This is a genomic window from Streptomyces changchenzhani, assembly GCF_039766235.1.
Classification (GTDB): Bacteria; Actinomycetota; Actinomycetes; order Streptomycetales; family Streptomycetaceae; genus Streptomyces.
This window is the reverse complement of record NZ_JBDHNH010000004.1, coordinates 137,071-153,009: the sequence shown is the minus strand read 5'-3', so window position 1 is coordinate 153,009 and position 15,939 is coordinate 137,071. Positions and strand designations below refer to the sequence as shown.

Annotated in this window: 14 protein-coding genes and 1 pseudogene; 1 reads left to right on the top strand and 14 read right to left on the bottom strand. The window is 71.5% G+C overall.

Annotation, left to right across the window (positions count from 1 at the left end; translation table 11 throughout):
- The first annotated feature begins 91 nt into the window (after positions 1-91).
- Positions 92-397, top strand: coding sequence for a DUF779 domain-containing protein (locus ABCR94_RS14995; protein ID WP_347120134.1), 306 nt, complete (start codon positions 92-94; stop codon positions 395-397).
- Positions 398-454: 57 nt separating this feature from the next.
- Here ABCR94_RS14995 and ABCR94_RS14990 read toward each other — a convergent pair.
- The 14 genes and pseudogenes from ABCR94_RS14990 to ABCR94_RS14925 all read right to left on the bottom strand — a co-directional run.
- Positions 455-637, bottom strand: a pseudogene (locus tag ABCR94_RS14990) (hypothetical protein); the annotation flags it as partial.
- A 112-nt stretch (positions 638-749) separates the two neighbouring features.
- Entirely contained in the window at positions 750-2,057 is a 1,308-nt protein-coding gene (locus tag ABCR94_RS14985) for a protein kinase domain-containing protein (RefSeq protein WP_347119783.1), read from the bottom strand.
- A 97-nt stretch (positions 2,058-2,154) separates the two neighbouring features.
- Entirely contained in the window at positions 2,155-2,349 is a 195-nt protein-coding gene (locus tag ABCR94_RS14980; RefSeq protein WP_347119782.1) for a hypothetical protein, read from the bottom strand.
- Between the two features lie 120 nt (positions 2,350-2,469).
- Positions 2,470-3,366, bottom strand: a complete 897-nt coding sequence (locus tag ABCR94_RS14975; protein WP_347119781.1) for a phosphatidylinositol-specific phospholipase C/glycerophosphodiester phosphodiesterase family protein — start codon at positions 3,364-3,366, stop codon at positions 2,470-2,472.
- Positions 3,367-3,477: 111 nt separating this feature from the next.
- Positions 3,478-4,137 carry an ABC transporter ATP-binding protein gene (locus ABCR94_RS14970; protein ID WP_347119780.1) on the bottom strand — a complete coding sequence of 220 codons (660 nt, stop codon included), beginning with the start codon at positions 4,135-4,137 and terminating at the stop codon, positions 3,478-3,480.
- The gene (locus ABCR94_RS14965) at positions 4,130-5,263 is read right to left on the bottom strand and encodes an ABC transporter ATP-binding protein (protein WP_347119779.1); all 1,134 of its coding nucleotides are present in this window, start codon (positions 5,261-5,263) and stop codon (positions 4,130-4,132) included. Before ABCR94_RS14965 ends, ABCR94_RS14970 begins: the two co-directional genes overlap by 8 nt.
- Entirely contained in the window at positions 5,260-6,180 is a 921-nt protein-coding gene (locus ABCR94_RS14960) for an ABC transporter permease (RefSeq protein WP_347119778.1), read from the bottom strand. Before ABCR94_RS14960 ends, ABCR94_RS14965 begins: the two co-directional genes overlap by 4 nt.
- Positions 6,173-7,138: an ABC transporter permease gene (locus tag ABCR94_RS14955; RefSeq protein WP_347119777.1), complete on the bottom strand. Its 966-nt coding sequence runs from the start codon at positions 7,136-7,138 to the stop codon at positions 6,173-6,175. The genes ABCR94_RS14960 and ABCR94_RS14955 overlap by 8 nt, the downstream gene beginning before the upstream one ends.
- Positions 7,139-7,170: 32 nt before the next feature.
- Positions 7,171-8,766: an ABC transporter substrate-binding protein gene (locus tag ABCR94_RS14950; RefSeq protein WP_347119776.1), complete on the bottom strand. Its 1,596-nt coding sequence runs from the start codon at positions 8,764-8,766 to the stop codon at positions 7,171-7,173.
- Between the two features lie 162 nt (positions 8,767-8,928).
- Positions 8,929-10,071, bottom strand: coding sequence for an acyl-CoA dehydrogenase family protein (locus tag ABCR94_RS14945; protein ID WP_347119774.1), 1,143 nt, complete (start codon positions 10,069-10,071; stop codon positions 8,929-8,931).
- Positions 10,068-11,249, bottom strand: a complete 1,182-nt coding sequence (locus ABCR94_RS14940; RefSeq protein ID WP_347119773.1) for an acyl-CoA dehydrogenase family protein — start codon at positions 11,247-11,249, stop codon at positions 10,068-10,070. Before ABCR94_RS14940 ends, ABCR94_RS14945 begins: the two co-directional genes overlap by 4 nt.
- On the bottom strand, positions 11,246-12,250 hold the full coding sequence (locus tag ABCR94_RS14935) for an NADPH:quinone oxidoreductase family protein (RefSeq protein ID WP_347119772.1): 1,005 nt from the start codon (positions 12,248-12,250) through the stop codon (positions 11,246-11,248). The genes ABCR94_RS14940 and ABCR94_RS14935 overlap by 4 nt, the downstream gene beginning before the upstream one ends.
- A 130-nt stretch (positions 12,251-12,380) precedes the next feature.
- Positions 12,381-13,001, bottom strand: a complete 621-nt coding sequence (locus ABCR94_RS14930) for a helix-turn-helix domain-containing protein (protein ID WP_347119770.1) — start codon at positions 12,999-13,001, stop codon at positions 12,381-12,383.
- Between the two features lie 115 nt (positions 13,002-13,116).
- Positions 13,117-15,786, bottom strand: coding sequence for a glycoside hydrolase family 84 protein (locus ABCR94_RS14925; protein ID WP_347119768.1), 2,670 nt, complete (start codon positions 15,784-15,786; stop codon positions 13,117-13,119).
- Positions 15,787-15,939: the final 153 nt, after the last annotated feature.

Genomic DNA, 15,939 nt, shown 5'->3' with positions numbered 1-15,939 from the left:
CGCCGGCCGAGAGGGACAAGACGTGTACCGACCTGAGAGCGGGCCGACGACCGACCCACCGCGCGTGGAGTTCACGGACGCGGCCGCCGACATGGTGCGCACGCTGCGGGCGGCCCACGGCCCCTTGATGTTCCACCAGTCGGGCGGCTGCTGCGACGGCAGCGCGCCCATGTGCTACCCGGACGGCGAGTTCCGTACGGGCGGCTCCGACGTCCTGCTGGAGTCGATCGCCTTCGACGGCGTTGATGAGGCCGTCCCGTTCTGGATGTCGGTCCCCCAGTACGAGGCGTGGAAGCACACCCGGCTGATCGTCGATGTCGTCGAGGGGCGCGGCAGCGGTTTCTCCCTGGAAGCCCCGGAGGGGGTGCGGTTCCTCATCAGATCCCGGCTGATCTGACGCGCGCCGGATCCGAAGCGCGCCGGTGGCCGGTCGCGGCGGTGCGCGACCCGGCCGTCAGTCCCGGTCGCGCACGGCCACGATGCCGTTGAAGACACCGGCGTAGGCGGTGCCGTCGGGGCCGATGGTGATGGGTGCCCAGTTGTTGTTGTACGCGGGTCCGGTGCCGGTGAGCTGCTTCCAACGGGTCTACCCAGTACGGAAGTCGACGGCTGTCAGGTACCAGGCGTCGATGCCGAGCCGGGTCACCCACCAGATGCGCCCCTGCCAGTCGGGTGATGGCCTCAACGGTCGGGGAGCGCTGCGGGCGGGCCCGGTCGGCGAACCGACAGCCCGTCAGACCGACAGCCCGTCAGCCCGGTGAAGCCATGCCCAGGAGCCAGGCGAACCAGACCAGCGCGGCCACCAGATTCAGGAACACACCCCAGCCCGCCATGCCGTGCCTGCACGCGGGACCGCAGCCCGCGCGGGCCAGGACCCGGGCCGCGCACACCAGACCCACGATCGCGACGGCTGCGGCGGTCAGCGCCACGGCCACCACGGGGGGCTTCGCCACTCCCTGTTCTGCGAGGTTGTAGAGGGCGGCGAAGAGCAGCGGGAATCCGGCCAGGCCCGCCCAGAAGGCGAATCGGGAGGCCCGACGCCCGTGCGGCTGTGGCGGGTACGGGCCCGGAGCCGTGGCGGCCGGGCGCGAGGAGGCGGCGATCCGCCCCCGCCGGACCGGCGCACCCGGTGCCACGGGGAGCGGGCCGGGCACCCCCGCGTCCACCCGGCGTTGTACGTCCGCCGTCACGGACTGCGTCCGCAGGCCGCCGCGTTCAAGGATCCGGTCGATCGCCACCGTCATGCGGTAGGCGTCCGCGAAGCGGTCCCTCGGGTCCGCGGCGAGCGCCCGGGTGATGACTTCCTGTACGGAGCGAGGCACGCGTACACCCACCTCGGCCAGGGTGGGCGCAGCCTCCCGCGGAGGCGCGTCCGCCGAGGTCCGCACGGCCGCTTCGCCGAAGGGTGTCCGACCGCTGAGCAGCTCGAAGAGGACGACGCCCACTGCGTAGACGTCCGTACGCCCGTCCGTCGCACCGCCGTTGACCTGCTCCGGCGCCAGATAGGAGGTGCAGCCGGTGACCCGGGCGGCGCCCGGTCCGGGTGATCCGTCACCCGGACGCGCGATCCCGACACCCAGGACCTTGCACCAACCGCCCGTTGTGATCATCACGTTGGCCGGTTTCACGCCCCGGTGCACGATGCCCTGCCCGTGGCTCGCGCCCAGGCCCTCCAGCATGTCCCCGGCGCAACGCAGGGCGTCGGCCGTGGGCAGTGGGCCCCGGCCGAGCCGGTCGAGCAGTGACTCCCCCTCGACGAACTCCATGACGAGGTACAGCAGGGGCTCCTGCCCGCCGGGCTCCCGCTGTTCGCCGATGTCGTGCACGGCCACCACATGCGGGTGGTTGAGCCCGGCGGCAAGCCTGGCCTCGCGGCGGAAGCGCTGCCGGAACGCCGGGTCCCTCGCCAGTTCGGGATGCATCACCTTGACCGCGACCGTACGGTCCAGGGCGTCGTCGTGCGCCCGGTAGACCCTGGCCGTACCGCCGGCACCCAGCTCGGTCTGCAAGCGGTAGCGGCCGGCGCCCAGTTCGGTTCCCTCGGTCAGGTCGTACACCGGCGTTCCTCCCGTGATCGCTGCCGCCGATCGTAGGAGACGCCTCGTCGCATGTCTGCCCCGAGGTACCCCGCGGTCCACGGGGTACCTCCCGGGGTCAGAACTTGATGCCGGCCACCATGTCGGTGGTGGCGGCGATGCCGTTCTGGATGGTCGGCGCCATGCTCGTGCCGGCGAGGAAGAAGCCAAGCAGTACGCAGACCACGGCGTGCGAGAGCTTCAGTCCCCCGCCCCGCAGGAAGACGACCGCCAGGATCAGCAGGAGCAGTAGCAGTGAGATCGAAATGGCCATGGCCAACCTCCTCCGCCGCGCGCACAATGCGGCATTCGGCCGCCAGTGTCGCGTAACGGATGGGTCGTCCGGGCTTAAGACGTGTACGCCGTACGGGTGTTGACTGGCTGTGACGGCCGGCTACTTGTGACGCGTACGCAGAAAGCGCTCCAGGCCTGCCAGGTCGTCGGTGTTGATGTGGTCCACGTCGGCGGCGAGCAGCTCGGCCCATACGGCGTCCCGCGCCGGTCCCGGCAGATCCGGCGTCGCCCAGAAGCGGACGCGCTGCCTCTGCGCGTGGGCGGCGGACACGACGGCGTGCAGTCGGGTGCGCTCGGCTGCGGGGAACGGGCCCACGCCCAGCCAGGTGAAACTCTGCGTCCAGTTGCTGCTGATCAGCGGGATGAGCGAGGCCGGGGCGTCCGTACCCAGATCATCCAGACGCCCGTCGTAGAACGCGTACCGGACGCGCTGTGCCTCCACAGGGACGCGGGCGGCGCGGTCCCCGGAGACGACCGGGATCACCGCTCCGTGCCGGACGCGCCCCTGTGCGTAGGTGCTCAGCATCCACTGGTAGCGCCGCAGGTGGCGGTGGAGTTCGAGGTAGGTGGCGGCGCCCTCGGTCTTGATGTCGACGAGCAGTTGCACGGGTCTGTGGTAACCGGGGTGGACGGTGCCGTGATTGGCCCTGACCCTGGCCATCAGCGGGTCCAGATAGAGCGATTCGAGGGTACGGGTGGGATCGAGGTCGACGGGGTCGTGGGCGACGAGCAGTTGTCCGTCGACGAGGTAAATGTCGGCTTCCACGCTGGTGAAGTGGTGGGAGAGCGCGTCCAGGAGCGGGCGCGGGTGTTCGTAGTCGTTGTGCGCGTGGGCACGGCGCAGCGGCCTCGGGTGTCTGGAGTGCTTCTGCGCATGCTCCGCCGCTGCCGGGGCGTGCTCGGCGGCCTGGGCGTACGCGGGCACGGCCGCAACTCCCGCCAGGGCGGCGGCCAGGGTGGTGACGGCTCTGCGGCGCGTGGGCGCGGGGACGGCCATGGGTGCCTCCGGAGGTGTACGGGGCGGTTGCGGACTCCGGGTGAGTATCCGCCCCGTAGCGCCGCGATGGGCAGGCCCCCGCCAAGAGTTCGGCCAACCGCCGCTCCCGGTTCAGGACGCGGCGACGTCCTCCCAGCGGATCGTGCGGTCGCACCAGCGCTCAAGGAGGACATGGTCGTGGCCGACGGCCAGCAGGCCGGCGCCGCGCTCGCGCCGGTACTCCTCGACCACCGCGACCAGGGCTGCCGTCGTCGAGGCGTCCAGCATCGCGGTCATCTCGTCGCAGACCAGCCAGCGCGGGCGCAGCACCAGCGCGCGGGCCAGGCAGGCGCGTTGCAGCTGGCCGTCGCTCACCTCGTGCGGGCGGCGGCCGAGCAGTTCCTCGCCGAGGCCCACGGTCGCCGCGAGTTCCCGTACGGCGGCTTCCGCGCCGGCGCGTTGTCCTGTCGCACGCAGTGGCTCCGCGATCAGGTCGCGCAGCCGCAGCCGGGGGTCCGCGGAAAGCCGGGGCTGCTGGAAGACGACACCGATGGCGGTGCGCTGTTCGCGCGGGGCCCGGTGGCGCCAGCCGTCGACGACGCGGCCGTCGAGGGTGACGGTCCCGGTGTCCGGGCGGTGCAGCAGGGCGGCGACCTTGGCGAGCGTGGACTTGCCGCAGCCGCTGGGGCCGAGCAGGCCGACCGATTCACCGGGCCTAACGGTCAGGCGCGCGTCCCGGACGACCGGCGCACCGCGCTCGTATCCCGCGGTGATCGCATGAAGCTCAAGCACGGGCGGTCTCCTCGTCCGGTACGGGAACGGACCCGGGCATCAGCGTCAGCGTCGGCGTCAGCGGGTGGTGGCAGGCGACGCCCCGCACCAGCTCCGGCCGCACGGCGCAGGCCTCGGTGGCGTGCGGGCACCGGGCCGCGAAGGCGCATCCGGAAGGCAGGTCGCCGAGCTCGGGCGGCATACCGCGAATCGGCGTGAACTCCCGCTCCGGCAGGGCGTTGAGCAGGCCTCGGGCATAGGGGTGGCGGGGGCCCGGGTCGCCGAAGAAGCTCGCGGCGTCGGTGAGTTCGACGATCCGCCCCGCGTACATCACGGCAACACGGTCGGCGATGCGCTCGGCCGCCGCGAGGTCGTGGGTGATCAGCAGGAGGGCGTGGCCGGCGTCGACATGGCGGCGGAGTTCGTCGACGGTGCGGTCGATGAGGTCGCGGTCGAGGCCGGTGGTCGGCTCGTCGGCAAGCAGCAGGGGCGCGTCGCCGACCAGTGCGAGCGCGGTCGCCGCACGCTGCGCCAGTCCGCCGGACAGCTCGTGCGGGTAGCGGTCGAGGTGGTCCACGGGGAACGCGGCGCGTTCGGCCGCCGCGTGGGCCGCCTCACGCACGTCCTGCTTGCGCGTCCCGGTCAGTTCGCGCAGCGTCTCCTCAAGTTGCGCCCCCACCGTCCGGACGGCGGTGAGGTGCGCGGCCGGACTCTGCGGTACGAGTCCGATGCGGCGGCCCCGCACCGTACGGGCGAGCGTGCGCTCGTCCGCGGTGAGCAGGTCGATGTCGCCGAGGCGCGCGGAGCCCGCCGTCTGCGCGTTGCCGGGGAGCAGCCCGAGGAGCGCGGAGGCGAGCACGGACTTGCCGCACCCGCTCTCGCCGACGAGGGCCAGGCACTCCCCCGCCGGCAGGTCGAAGTGCGCGTCGGCGACGGCGGCGATGTGCCGGTCGCCGCGCATCCGGAAGCGGACACTGAGCCCGCGCACGGACAGGACGGGCGCGGTGTCCGGGCCGGTCGGCGCCGTGTCCAGGCCGGTGTCCGGCGCCGTGTCCGGGCCCGTGCCCGGCGCGGGAGCCGCGCCGACCTCGACGGCGGCGTCGGCAGGGCCCGCGACCCGGGTGGCCGTGTTCCGGGGCGTGGTCACAGCATCAGCTCCGATCGGCGGCGGGGGTTGATCCGCTCCCGCCAGGCGCCGGCGAGGCCCGCGATGGCGAGGGTCGGGATGATCAGCAGGAGGCCGGGGAAGAGGGTGGGCCACCAGTCGCCCGCGAGCAGCGAACCGCGCGCCGACTGGATGAGGTTGCCGAGGCTCGCCTGATGGGTCGGCAGGCCGAGGCCCAGGAAGGACAGGGCCGACTCGTGCCACATGGCGTGCGGCACCATCAGCACCGCCGCGAGTCCCGCCTGTGGCAGTACGCCGGGCAGCAGGTGCCGCACGGCGACCCGCCACCGCGAGGCGCCGCCGGAGACGGCCGCATCGATGTACGGGCGCGAGCGCAGCGAGAGGACTTCGGAGCGGACGATCCGGGCCGTGGAGAACCAGTGCGTGAGCGCCACCGAGACGATGACGGGCCACACCCCCGGCCGGAACATCGCGACGATGAAGATGCCGAGCAACAGGTGCGGGACCGAGGAGAAGGTGTCGACGAGCCGCATTACGACGCGGTCGGTCCAGCCGCCGAACGCCGCGGCGGCCGCGCCGACCGCTGTTCCGATCACGGTGGCGACGACCGCCGCGACCAGGCCGACGAGCAGCGAGACACGCAGCCCGTAGACGCAGCGCAGCAGCAGATCGCGGCCGACGTCGTCGGTGCCGAAGGGGTGCGCGAGGGACGGCGCCCGGAGCTTCATCGACAAATCGACGGCCTGCTGGTCGAGATTGACCAGCGGCGGTACGACAAGGACGGCCAGCGCGACCACCACCACGATCACCGCGGAGGTACGCACCCGGACCGTGCGGGTGGAGCGGCGGGTGCGCCCGTGGGAACGCCACGCGGGGGCCGTGTGTGCGGCACCTTCGGTGCTCGAAACGCGTTCTGCCAGGTCAGCCTGGTCAGCCATCGAAGCCCACCCTCGGGTCGGCGAGTCCGTACAGGAGGTCGGAGAGCAGGTTCCCGGCGAGCACCGCGAGCGTGGCGAGCACGGTCAGCGCGGCCAGGAGCGGGAAGTCCACGGCGGTCGCGGCCTGCACGGTGGCGGCGGCGATGCCCGGCCAGCTGAAGACCGTCTCGACGAGCAGCGCGCCGGTGATCAGTTCGGGCACCCGCGAGCCTACGAGGGTGAGCGTCGGCAGCATCCCGGAGCGCAGGGCGTGACCGAGCAGCACCGTGCGTTCGTTCAGCCCACGCGCGCGTGCACCGCGCACGGGGTCCTGCTCCAGCGCGTCGGCGACACCCTGGCGTACGTAGAGGAAGAACCACGGCAGTTGCGAGATGCCGAGGACCGCCGCGGGCAGCACCAGATGCGAGGCGACCTGCCCGAAGGTGATCACGTCGCTTCCGGTGTCGGTGAGCCCACCGGCCGGCAGCACGCCCAGCTTGAGCGCGAACAGCCACATGGCGAGCAGGCCGAGCCAGAAGGCGGGCGCCGCTTCCAGGGTGTACGCCGCGGAGCTTGCCGCCCGGTCCAGCCAGCCGCCCTGCCTGCGCGCGGCCAGCACGCCCAGCGACGTACCGAGCAGGATCGCGACGAGGAACGCCGTGACGGCCAACAGCACGGACCAGCCGAGGCGTTCGCCGATCACGTCGGTGACGGGCTGGCGCATCACGCCGGAGTCGCCGAGGTCGCCGCCGAGCGCCGAGGTCAGCCAGTTCCACCAGCGTGCGACGAGCGGCTGGTCGACGCCGAGGTTGGCGCGGAGCTGGTCGAGGTTCTCCTGCGAGGCGGTGAGTCCCGCGTTTCCCGCGTAGGCCTTGACGGGGTCGAAGGGCGAGGCTGCGGCGACGGCGAACACGCCGAAGGTCACCACCAGCAGAACGGGGGCGGCGAACAGGATCCGCCGCCCCGCCATCCTCACCATCGGCCCCCAGGGGAGCTTCCGGTTCGGGGGTATCACTTCTTCGGGGTCCAGTCCTCGACGTTCCACCAGGGGCCGGAGGCCAGGCCGTGGTCGTGCGGCTCGATCTGCGTCGAAAGCCCGGTCCACTTGTCGTCCACGACGTACAGGTGGTCGATGTGGGTGAGGAAGGTGTAGCCCGGGTTCTTCACGAGTTCACGCTGGACGGTGTCGTACGCCGCCTTGCGCTCGGCCGGCTCGCCGCTCCGGCGGCCGTCCTTGAGGGCCTTGTCGACAGCCGGGTTGTCGTACTGCGCCATGTTGTTGAAGCCGTCACCGGCGAGCGTCGACTGCAACAGGCTGTACTGGTCGAAGTCCGGGTCGCCGGGGGCGCCGCCGCCCGCGAGCACCGCGTCGTGCTTCATGCGCGGCATGATGACCTCCCAGGTGCCTGCCTGGGTCCTGATGTCGATGCCGGCCTTCTTCGCGTCGGACGCGTAGGCGAGGGCGTGGTCCTGGCGGAGCTTGTCGCCGGAGAGGTACCAGAGCGGGAACGCGGCGGTGACGCCGTCCTTGACCCGGATGCCGTCCTTGCCGGGCTTCCAGCCCGCCTCGTCGAGGATCTTCTTCGCCGCGTTGAGGTCGTGCTTGCGTTCGGTGCCCTTGGCGAACCAAGGGCTGTCGGTCGGGACCGGTCCGTAGGCCGGCTTGCCCGCGCCTTCCAGGATCTGGTCGACCATGGCCTGGCGGTCGACGGCGACATCGAGGGCGCGGCGTACGGCGGTGTCGCCCGCGACCTTGTTGTGCGTCGGCAGGGTCACCGTGCGGTAGTCGAAGGACTTGGCGGCGTACGACTTCCTGCCTGCCTCGTCCTTGAAGGTCTTCGCCAGGTTTGGCGGCAGGATGGCGCCGTCGAGGTCGCCGGTGCGCAGCCGCGTCGCGCGCACGTCGTCGTCCTTGATGATGGCCATGGTGAACTTCTTCACCTTCGGCTCGCCGCCCCAGTAGCCGGGGTTGGACTTGAGGCTGAGCTTCTCGCCCTTGGACCAGTTGGTCAGGACGTACGGTCCGGTGCCGACGGGCCTGGTGGTGAAGGCGCCGGTGTTGACGTCCTGCTTGCCCGCGATGTGCTCGGGGGCGATCGGGAGGACGGTGCGCTCGGCGAACGGCGCGTACGGGTACTTGAGCGTGAAGACGACCGTGTGGTCACCGGCGGCCTTGACGTCCTTGATGGCGTCGAGCTCGGTCTTGGAGGCGTTGTTGGTCTTCTTGTCGAGGATGGTCCTGTAGGTGAAGACCACGTCCTTCGACGTGAAGGGCTTGCCGTCGCTGAACTTCACGCCCTGGCGCAGGGTGTACGTGTAGGTCCGGCCGTCGTCGGCGACCTTCGGCAGCTCGGCGGCGAGCGCGGGCCCCAGCTGCATCTCGTCGTCGAAGGTGAGCAGCCCGTCGAAGATCTTGGAGTTGCCGTCCTTGCCGTAGCCGAGGAGCGGGCTCAGGCTGTCCGGCTCGTAGGCGATGCCGACGACCGCGGAGTCCTTCGTACCGTTGCCTGCCGCGCCGCTGCCCGGGTTCGAGCAGGCAGCCGCGCCGAGGCTCAGCGCGGTGGCGAGGGCCGCGGCGGCCGGCACCCGTATCGATCGGGCCTTCATCCTCTGCACATCCCTTATTGAAGATCCACTGTTATTGCGATGACTGCGCAATTAAACAGCATGTAAAGGGTGCAGTGGGCCTGAGGGTAGTACTCGGAAGGGGGAGTAACGGGCGGGGCGGGATCCCCACGGACCCCGCCCCGCCCCCGTGCCCGAACTCCCTTACGGTGCGCGCAGATCCATCAGTTCCGCCAGGGTTTCCTTGTGCCGGCCAGGTGCGCCCAGCGCGATCGAGTCGGACTTGGCGCGCTTGAGGTACAGGTGCGCTGGGTGCTCCCAGGTCATCCCGATGCCGCCGTGCAGCTGTACGCACTCCTCGGCCGCGTGCACCGCGACCCGGGAGCAGTAGACCTGCGCGACGGCCACCGCGAGCCGTACATCGGCGCTTCCGGTGGCCAGGGCGTCGGCCGCGTTGCGGGCGGCGGCCCGCGCCGAGACGACCTCCAGCCACAGCTGCGCCATGCGGTGCTTGAGCGACTGGAAGGAGCCGACGGGCCGGTTGAACTGCTTACGGTCGCGGGTGTAGCGCACGACCTCCTCCAGGCACCATTCGGCGAGACCCAGTTGCTCGGAGGCGAGCAGTCCGGCCCCGGCGAGCAGCCCGCGCCGCACCGGCTCGGCGGCCGATTCCGCGAGCCGCTTGCCGCGTGCCCCGTCGAAGGTGACGGTGGCGAGCGGGCGGGTCAGGTCGAGCGGCGTCAGGGACGCGACGGTGACCCCGGCCGCACCGGCCTCCACCGCGTAGAGACCGTCCTGGGCCGGCACGAGCAGCACGGTGGCGGCGGCCGCGTCAGCGACGCCGGTGACGCGCCCGCTCAGCGCCCCGTCGGCGTCGGCCCGTACCGCACCGGACAGCGCGGTGTCCGGTGACGCGGCCAGCGGCGCGACGAGCACAACGACGGCCCGGCCGTCGGCGAGCGGGGCGAGCAGCTCGGCCACCGCCCCGTCCCGCGTGTCGCAGGCCAGCAGCGTCTCGGCGGCGACGACGGCGCTGGTGAGGTACGGGGCCGGGGCGACACTGCGCCCCAGCTCCTCCAGCACGACCGCGGCCTCGCGGTGCGTGGCGCCCTGGCCGCCCAGCTTCTCGGGCACGAGCAGCCCGGCCAGGCCCATCTCCGCGGTGAGGGAGACCCACAGCTGCGGGTCGTACGGAGTGTCCGACTCGGCGCGGGTCAGCACGGTCGGGGCGTCGCAGCGGTCGGCGAGCAGGGACCGTACGGCCGCCCGCAGGTCGTCCTCCGCCTCGGAGTACAGCAGGTCGGCCGGGGCCGCCGTGCCCGTGGTCTGTGTCGTCGGCTCCGTCATCGGGCGAGATCCTTCCAGGCGATGTCCTTGTCGCTGCGCGGCTCGGAGGGCAGCCCGAGGACGCGCTCGGCGACGATGTTGAGGAGCACCTCGCTCGTACCGCCTTCGATGCTGTTGCCCTTGGACCGCAGGTAGCGGTATCCGGCGTCACGCCCGGTGAAGTCGACAAGCTCGGGCCTGCGCATGGTCCAGTCGTCGTACAACAGACCTTCCTCGCCGCGCAGTTCGACCTCCAGGCCGCTGATCTCCTGGTTGAGCCGGGCGAAGGCGAGCTTCATGCCCGAGCCCTCCGGGCCCGGCTGTCCCGCCACCAGCTGCTGGCGCAGCCGCTCGCCCGCGAGGCGGGCTACCTCGGCGTCGATCCACAGGTCGAGCAGCCGCTGGTGCAGGTCGTGGGTGCGCAGTTCGGGCCGCTCGCGCCAGGTCCGTGCGATGGGGCCGATCATGCCGCCCTCGCGTGGGGTGCGGGAGCCGCCGATCGAGACGCGCTCGTTCATGAGGGTGGTCTGCGCGACCTTCCAGCCCTCGCCGACCGCGCCGAGCCTCCGGCTGTCGGGGATGCGCACATCGGTGAGGAAGACCTCGTTGAACTCGGCCTCGCCGGTGATCTGGCGCAGCGGTCGCACCTCGACGCCCGGGTCGGTCATGTCGCAGACGAAGTACGTGATGCCCTGGTGCTTGGGCAGGTCCGGGTCGGTGCGGGCGATGAGGATCGCCCAGCGGGCCACATGGGCGCTGGACGTCCAGACCTTCTGCCCGTTCACCACCCAATCGTCGCCGTCGCGCACCGCGCGGGTGCCGAGCGCGGCCAGGTCCGAGCCGGCGCCCGGCTCGCTGAACAGCTGGCACCAGACCTCTTCGCCGACCCACAGCGGTCGCAGCAGGCTGCGCTTCTGCTCGTCGGTGCCGAAGCGCAGGATGGTCGGCGCGGCCATGCCGAGACCGATGCCGATGCGCCGCGGGTCGTTGTCGGGCGCGTCGGCGGCAGTCAGTTCCTCGTCGACGACGGCCTGCAGGGAGCGCGGCGCGTCGAGCCCGCCGAGACCGACGGGGTAGTGCACCCAGGCCAGTCCGGCGTCGAAGCGGGCCTTGAGGAAGTCCGTGGGCGCTGTGGTCGCGGGCGGATTGGCCGCCAGCAACTCCCGCGCGAGGACGCGCACTTCGGCGTCGTCGGTCATCGGCTCTCTCCGTTGGTTACGACGGTGGGCGCGGCGTCGGGTGCCACATCGGGTATGACGACCACGCGTCCGGTGGTCGTGCCGTCCGCGACGCGCTGGACGGCGTCCGCGGCGTGCTTCATCGCGACGTGCTCACTGACGAGCGGCTTGATCGCACCCTCGGCGGCCAGCCTGGTCAGCTCCTGGTGGCAGGCGAGGATCGCGGCCGGGTCCTTCGCGTTGTACAGGCCCCAGTGCAGGCCGACGATCGAGTAGTTCTTGACGAGGGCGTGGTTGAGGCCGGGCGAGGGGATCTCACCGCTCGCGAATCCGACGATCACGATCCGGCCCTCGAAGGCGACGCACTTGACGGACTTGGCGTACGCGTCGCCGCCGACCGGGTCGTAGACGACGTCCGCGCCGCGACCGCCGGTGGCCTCCTTGACCTTGGCGACGATGTCATCGCCGCGCCGGTCGATGACCAGGTCGCAGCCGAGCTCGCGGGCGATGCGGGTCTTGTCCGGGCCGCCGACGACTCCGATGACGGTGGCGCCCGCCGCCTTGCCGAGCTGCACGGCGGCGCTGCCGACGCCGCCCGCCGCCGCGTGCACCAGCAGGGTCTCCCCCGCCTGGAGGTGCGCCCTGCGGTGCAGGCCGAACCAACCCGTCTGATAGCCGATGTGCAGGGCCGCGGCCTCGGCGTCGTCCAGCGAGTCGGGGGCGGGCAGCACGGTGGCCGCGTCCACGGTGACGTACTCGGCGAATCCGCCGTGCGGCAGCGCAGGGGTCGCGATGAGGCGACGACCGTCCTCGGACTCGCCGCAGACCTCGACGCCCGGGGTGAAGGGCAGCGGCGGCCGTACCTGGTACTGGCCGCGGCAGAGCAGGGCGTCGGGGAAGTTGATGTTCGCGGCAAGGACCCTGAGCAGGAGCTGCCCCTCGCCGGGCACCGGCTTCGCGACCTCTTCGAGCCGCATCACCTTGCCGGGCTCGCCGTTCTCGTGCACTCGCCATGCCCGCATCCGAGATCCTCCACAACACCGTAGGCAGTACCACGCTCGGAGCATACTAAGCGGTCGCTTGTCGCCAGGGGAACAGTTTCGCGGCCATCAGCCCGCACCCACTCCCGGTCGCCCCTTCTCAGCCCTCTTCTCAGCCCTGGGTCGGCTTGGCCCGTACGTGCATGCGCTCCCCCTGCGGCCCGAAGAGGCTCAGAAACTCCACGGGTGCCTCGGTCGCGGGCCCGAACCAGTGCGGAACCCGGGTGTCGAACTCCGCCGCTTCCCCGGGCCCGATCTCCAGATCGTGCGGCCCGAGCACCAGACGCAGCCTGCCCGACAGGACGTACAGCCACTCATAACCCTCGTGGGTACGCGGCTCCGGATCGATCCGCATCTGCCTGGCCACCACCTTGAAGGCCTGCAGGCCGCCGGGCTGCTGGGTGAGCGGGAAGAAGGTCTGACCGTGCCGCTCGATGGGCTTCTTCGCCCGCACCCGCGGGTCACCCACCGGGGGCGCGCCGACCAGCTCGTCCAGCGGCACCTGGTGCGCGCGGGCGATCGGCAGCAGCAGTTCGAGGCTCGGCCGCCGACCACCCGACTCCAGCCGGGACAGGGTGCTCACCGAGATCCCGGTCGCCTCGGCGAGCGCGGCCAGCGTGGACCCGCGGTCCTTGCGGAGTTCGCGGAGCCGTGGACCCACCCCGTTCAGTACGTCGTCCAGCTCGTCATCGCTCTCGTCGCGCCCCGTGCCGGTGCCCATGTTCTTACCCATGCGGACATTGCAGGATCGGCAACGAGGTTTGTCAATCCCGGCCGGCCGGGCGGGCCCGGAAACGACCGTGGCCACCGGGCGGTCCGCCCGGTGGCCACGGTCGCTGAAGGCCAGGTCAGCGGACGACCACCTCCGCGATCCGCGGGGCGGTCGTGCCGTCGCGCCAGAGCAGACGTACCGCGGAGAAGGCCGCGTTGCTCACCTTGATCTCCTGGTAGCCACGCACCAGCTGCCCCACCGTGCGCCAGGTGCCGTTCGCCGCGCGCACCTGGACGGCGGCCCGTGCGGCGGCGGCGCCCTCCGGCTGGAGCACGACGACGGACTTCGCCGTCCGGGCCCCGGCTAGATTCACCTGGAGCGCCTCGCCCGACTGCGGCTTGCGCGCCGCCCGGTAGACGCTTCCGACGTCACCGTCGGCCGCGGCGCGCAGGCTGCTGCCGGTGACGGCGGGCGGGCCGCCGCTCACGGCCGAGTCCCGGGTCTTGACACTGAATTCGCGCACGACCAGCCAGTTGGTCTGGCGCGCAGTGGCCCTCGCCCGTACATAGCGGGCCTTGGTGCCCGCCGGGGCCGTCACGGTGACGTCCGGCGTGGCCGTGACGGCAGTCAGCTGCTGCCAGTTGGTGCCGTCCGACGAATACTCAAGCACTCCCTGGCGCAGATAGTCGTTGACGTTGCCCGGCTTGGCCATCGCGAGGCGGATGTCGCCGATCTCGCGCTCCTTGCGCAGGTCGACCGTGACATGGTCGCCGACGGCCACGGCGCGGCTGCTCCAGAAGAACGTCGTGTCGCTGCCGTCGAGCATCCGGTCGATGCCGTTGCCCTGGTAGACGGGCAGATTGGTGAGGCCCTTGATCCGGCCGGTCGCCCCGAGCAGCCGGTCGTGCTCGGCCGCCGCGTCCTCGACGAACTTGTCGAGCACACCCTCGCCGACCGTCACCGGGATCCTGTCCCCTTCGAGGTCGACGTAGACGTAGGACTTCGCCTTCGCGACGAGGGCGGGCAGCCGCTGTCGCAGCTTCCATGCCTCCTCGCCCTTACCGTCGCGGGCCTCCTCGACCAGTTTCAGCGCGGCGCGCGTCGCGACGCCCCAGGCCTCGGCGGAGTCGAGCCAGGGACCGCTGTCGTTGATGAACTCCTGCTCGGGGAGGCGCTCACGCAGCATGTCCGGGGACCGCTGGAGGTTCGCCAGGGCGCCGTCGAGCGGGACCTCGTTCCCCGACTGCCAGAACCGCGCGATCTCGGCGGCCAGCTCGGGGGCCTGCTGGGACTGGATCCGGGAGCTGTAGTTGACGTCCGAGAAGACCCGCAGGGCAGCCACGGTCCGCGCGTCCCCGCCCGCGTACTCGTCGATGGCGGTCAGCCAGGACCGGCGCGGGTCGTACGCCGCGTCGTTCCAGCTGTAGTCGGCGACGGTGATCAGCGGGATCTTGGAGGCGTACGCCTGGTTCATCGGGTTGGCGGTGATGCCGGCGCCCAGCTCCGCGGGCATCCCCTTCTCGCGGCCGTTGTACGGGCCGAGGAGCAGCCGGTTGGTGACGTAGTCGTTCACCGGGTAGTTGTCCCAGAGCAGGATCGGGTGCGCGAAGACCCGACGGGCGGTCCTCGCCTGCGCCACGGTGATCACCGGCGCGATGACGCCGACGCCGGTCCACTCGACGACGATGTCCGGGTCGAGCTGTGCGGCGATCGCCTGCTTGTAGGGCGACGCGTTGATGCTGGCGTACTCCGTCGGCACCATTTGGAGGGGCTTGGCGCCCGGGTGGGTGGCGATGAAGTCCCCGTTCACCCGGTTCAGGAAGTACGACTGGGCGGCGCCGGCGGCGGCCGCTCCCGTTCCCCACTTGTCACGGTCCGCCTGACAGTTCCAGGTGGTGTGGTTGATGTCGTCCAGCGGCACGACGAAGGTCCGCGCGCCGAGGGCCCAGACCGTCTGGAACTTGTCGGTGAGCGCCTTGATGTCGGCCTCTGAGCTGTAGCAGGCGGAGAGTCCCGGCGAGAGCGCGTAGGTGAACTCCACATGGCGTGCGCGGGAGCGGTCGACGAGCTGGCGGATCTTCGCGAGCTGCGCCTCGGGGTAGGGCTCGCGCCACTGCTCGCGCAGATACGGGTCGTCCTTGGGCGAGTACACGAAGATGTTCATCTTGTGCTCGCCGTAGAAGTCGAGCTGGTCGAGTCGGGCCGCGTGGGTCCACGGGATGCCGTAGAACCCTTCGATGACCCCGCGGATCGGGGTGGTCGGCCAGTCGCGGACCTCGATGCCGTCGACCCTGGAGCCGGACTGGCTGCTCTCGGGCAGCACCTGACGCAGCGACTGGGCCGCGTAGTACGTGCCGGTGGCGTCCTTGCCCGCGAGCACCATCGCGCGGTCGCCGATGCCCAGGACATATCCCTCGGCGGGCAGTGCGGTGGGCCCTGCGATACCGAGGGCGGTCAGTGCCGCCGCGCTCTGCGGGGTCTCGGCGGGGCCGCCCACGTAGACGGTGAGCCTGTCCTGGACGGGGAGCGCGCCGCGTACGACCTTGGTGGCCCCTGCGTCGCGCAGGGCCTTCTGGGCCACGGCCAGGGCGCCGGCGTCGGCCTTCGCGCCGGCGACGAGCGTCACCGTGGCGGTGACGGTGGCCCGGTCGGTGCGTGCTTCGCGGTCCTGCGGGGTCGGGGTGATGACTGAGGTGGATCTTCGGACGTTGCCGTCCGGTGGATCGGCGACCGCCGAGACCGCCGGAACACCGAGTACGAGGGCAAGAGCGGTGGCGAGCGTGGCGAGTCGGCGCCGTCGGAGCATCACACGTCCTCCAGGGTTCCCATTGAGCACCGTGGTCATTCGCGCATCACAACTTCACAGAATCCATCAGGCGCCTGACAGACTGTCAATGGCGCGCGCGGCGATTGCGGACGATTCGGCAGATGCATTCAACTTTCGGCCGGATAGCGGTAT

Bases quoted from the DNA above. Each gene is read 5' to 3' on its own strand.
- ABCR94_RS14995 (WP_347120134.1), top strand. From the start codon at position 92: ATGGTGCGCACGCTGCGGGCGGCCCACGGCCCCTTGATGTTCCACCAG.
- ABCR94_RS14980 (WP_347119782.1), bottom strand. From the start codon at position 2,349: ATGGCCATTTCGATCTCACTGCTACTGCTCCTGCTGATCCTGGCGGTC.
- ABCR94_RS14975 (WP_347119781.1), bottom strand. From the start codon at position 3,366: ATGGCCGTCCCCGCGCCCACGCGCCGCAGAGCCGTCACCACCCTGGCC.
- ABCR94_RS14960 (WP_347119778.1), bottom strand. From the start codon at position 6,180: ATGGCTGACCAGGCTGACCTGGCAGAACGCGTTTCGAGCACCGAAGGT.
- ABCR94_RS14955 (WP_347119777.1), bottom strand. From the start codon at position 7,138: ATGGTGAGGATGGCGGGGCGGCGGATCCTGTTCGCCGCCCCCGTTCTG.
- ABCR94_RS14950 (WP_347119776.1), bottom strand. From the start codon at position 8,766: ATGAAGGCCCGATCGATACGGGTGCCGGCCGCCGCGGCCCTCGCCACC.
- ABCR94_RS14945 (WP_347119774.1), bottom strand. From the start codon at position 10,071: ATGACGGAGCCGACGACACAGACCACGGGCACGGCGGCCCCGGCCGAC.
- ABCR94_RS14940 (WP_347119773.1), bottom strand. From the start codon at position 11,249: ATGACCGACGACGCCGAAGTGCGCGTCCTCGCGCGGGAGTTGCTGGCG.
- ABCR94_RS14935 (WP_347119772.1), bottom strand. From the start codon at position 12,250: ATGCGGGCATGGCGAGTGCACGAGAACGGCGAGCCCGGCAAGGTGATG.
- ABCR94_RS14930 (WP_347119770.1), bottom strand. From the start codon at position 13,001: ATGGGTAAGAACATGGGCACCGGCACGGGGCGCGACGAGAGCGATGAC.
- ABCR94_RS14925 (WP_347119768.1), bottom strand. From the start codon at position 15,786: ATGCTCCGACGGCGCCGACTCGCCACGCTCGCCACCGCTCTTGCCCTC.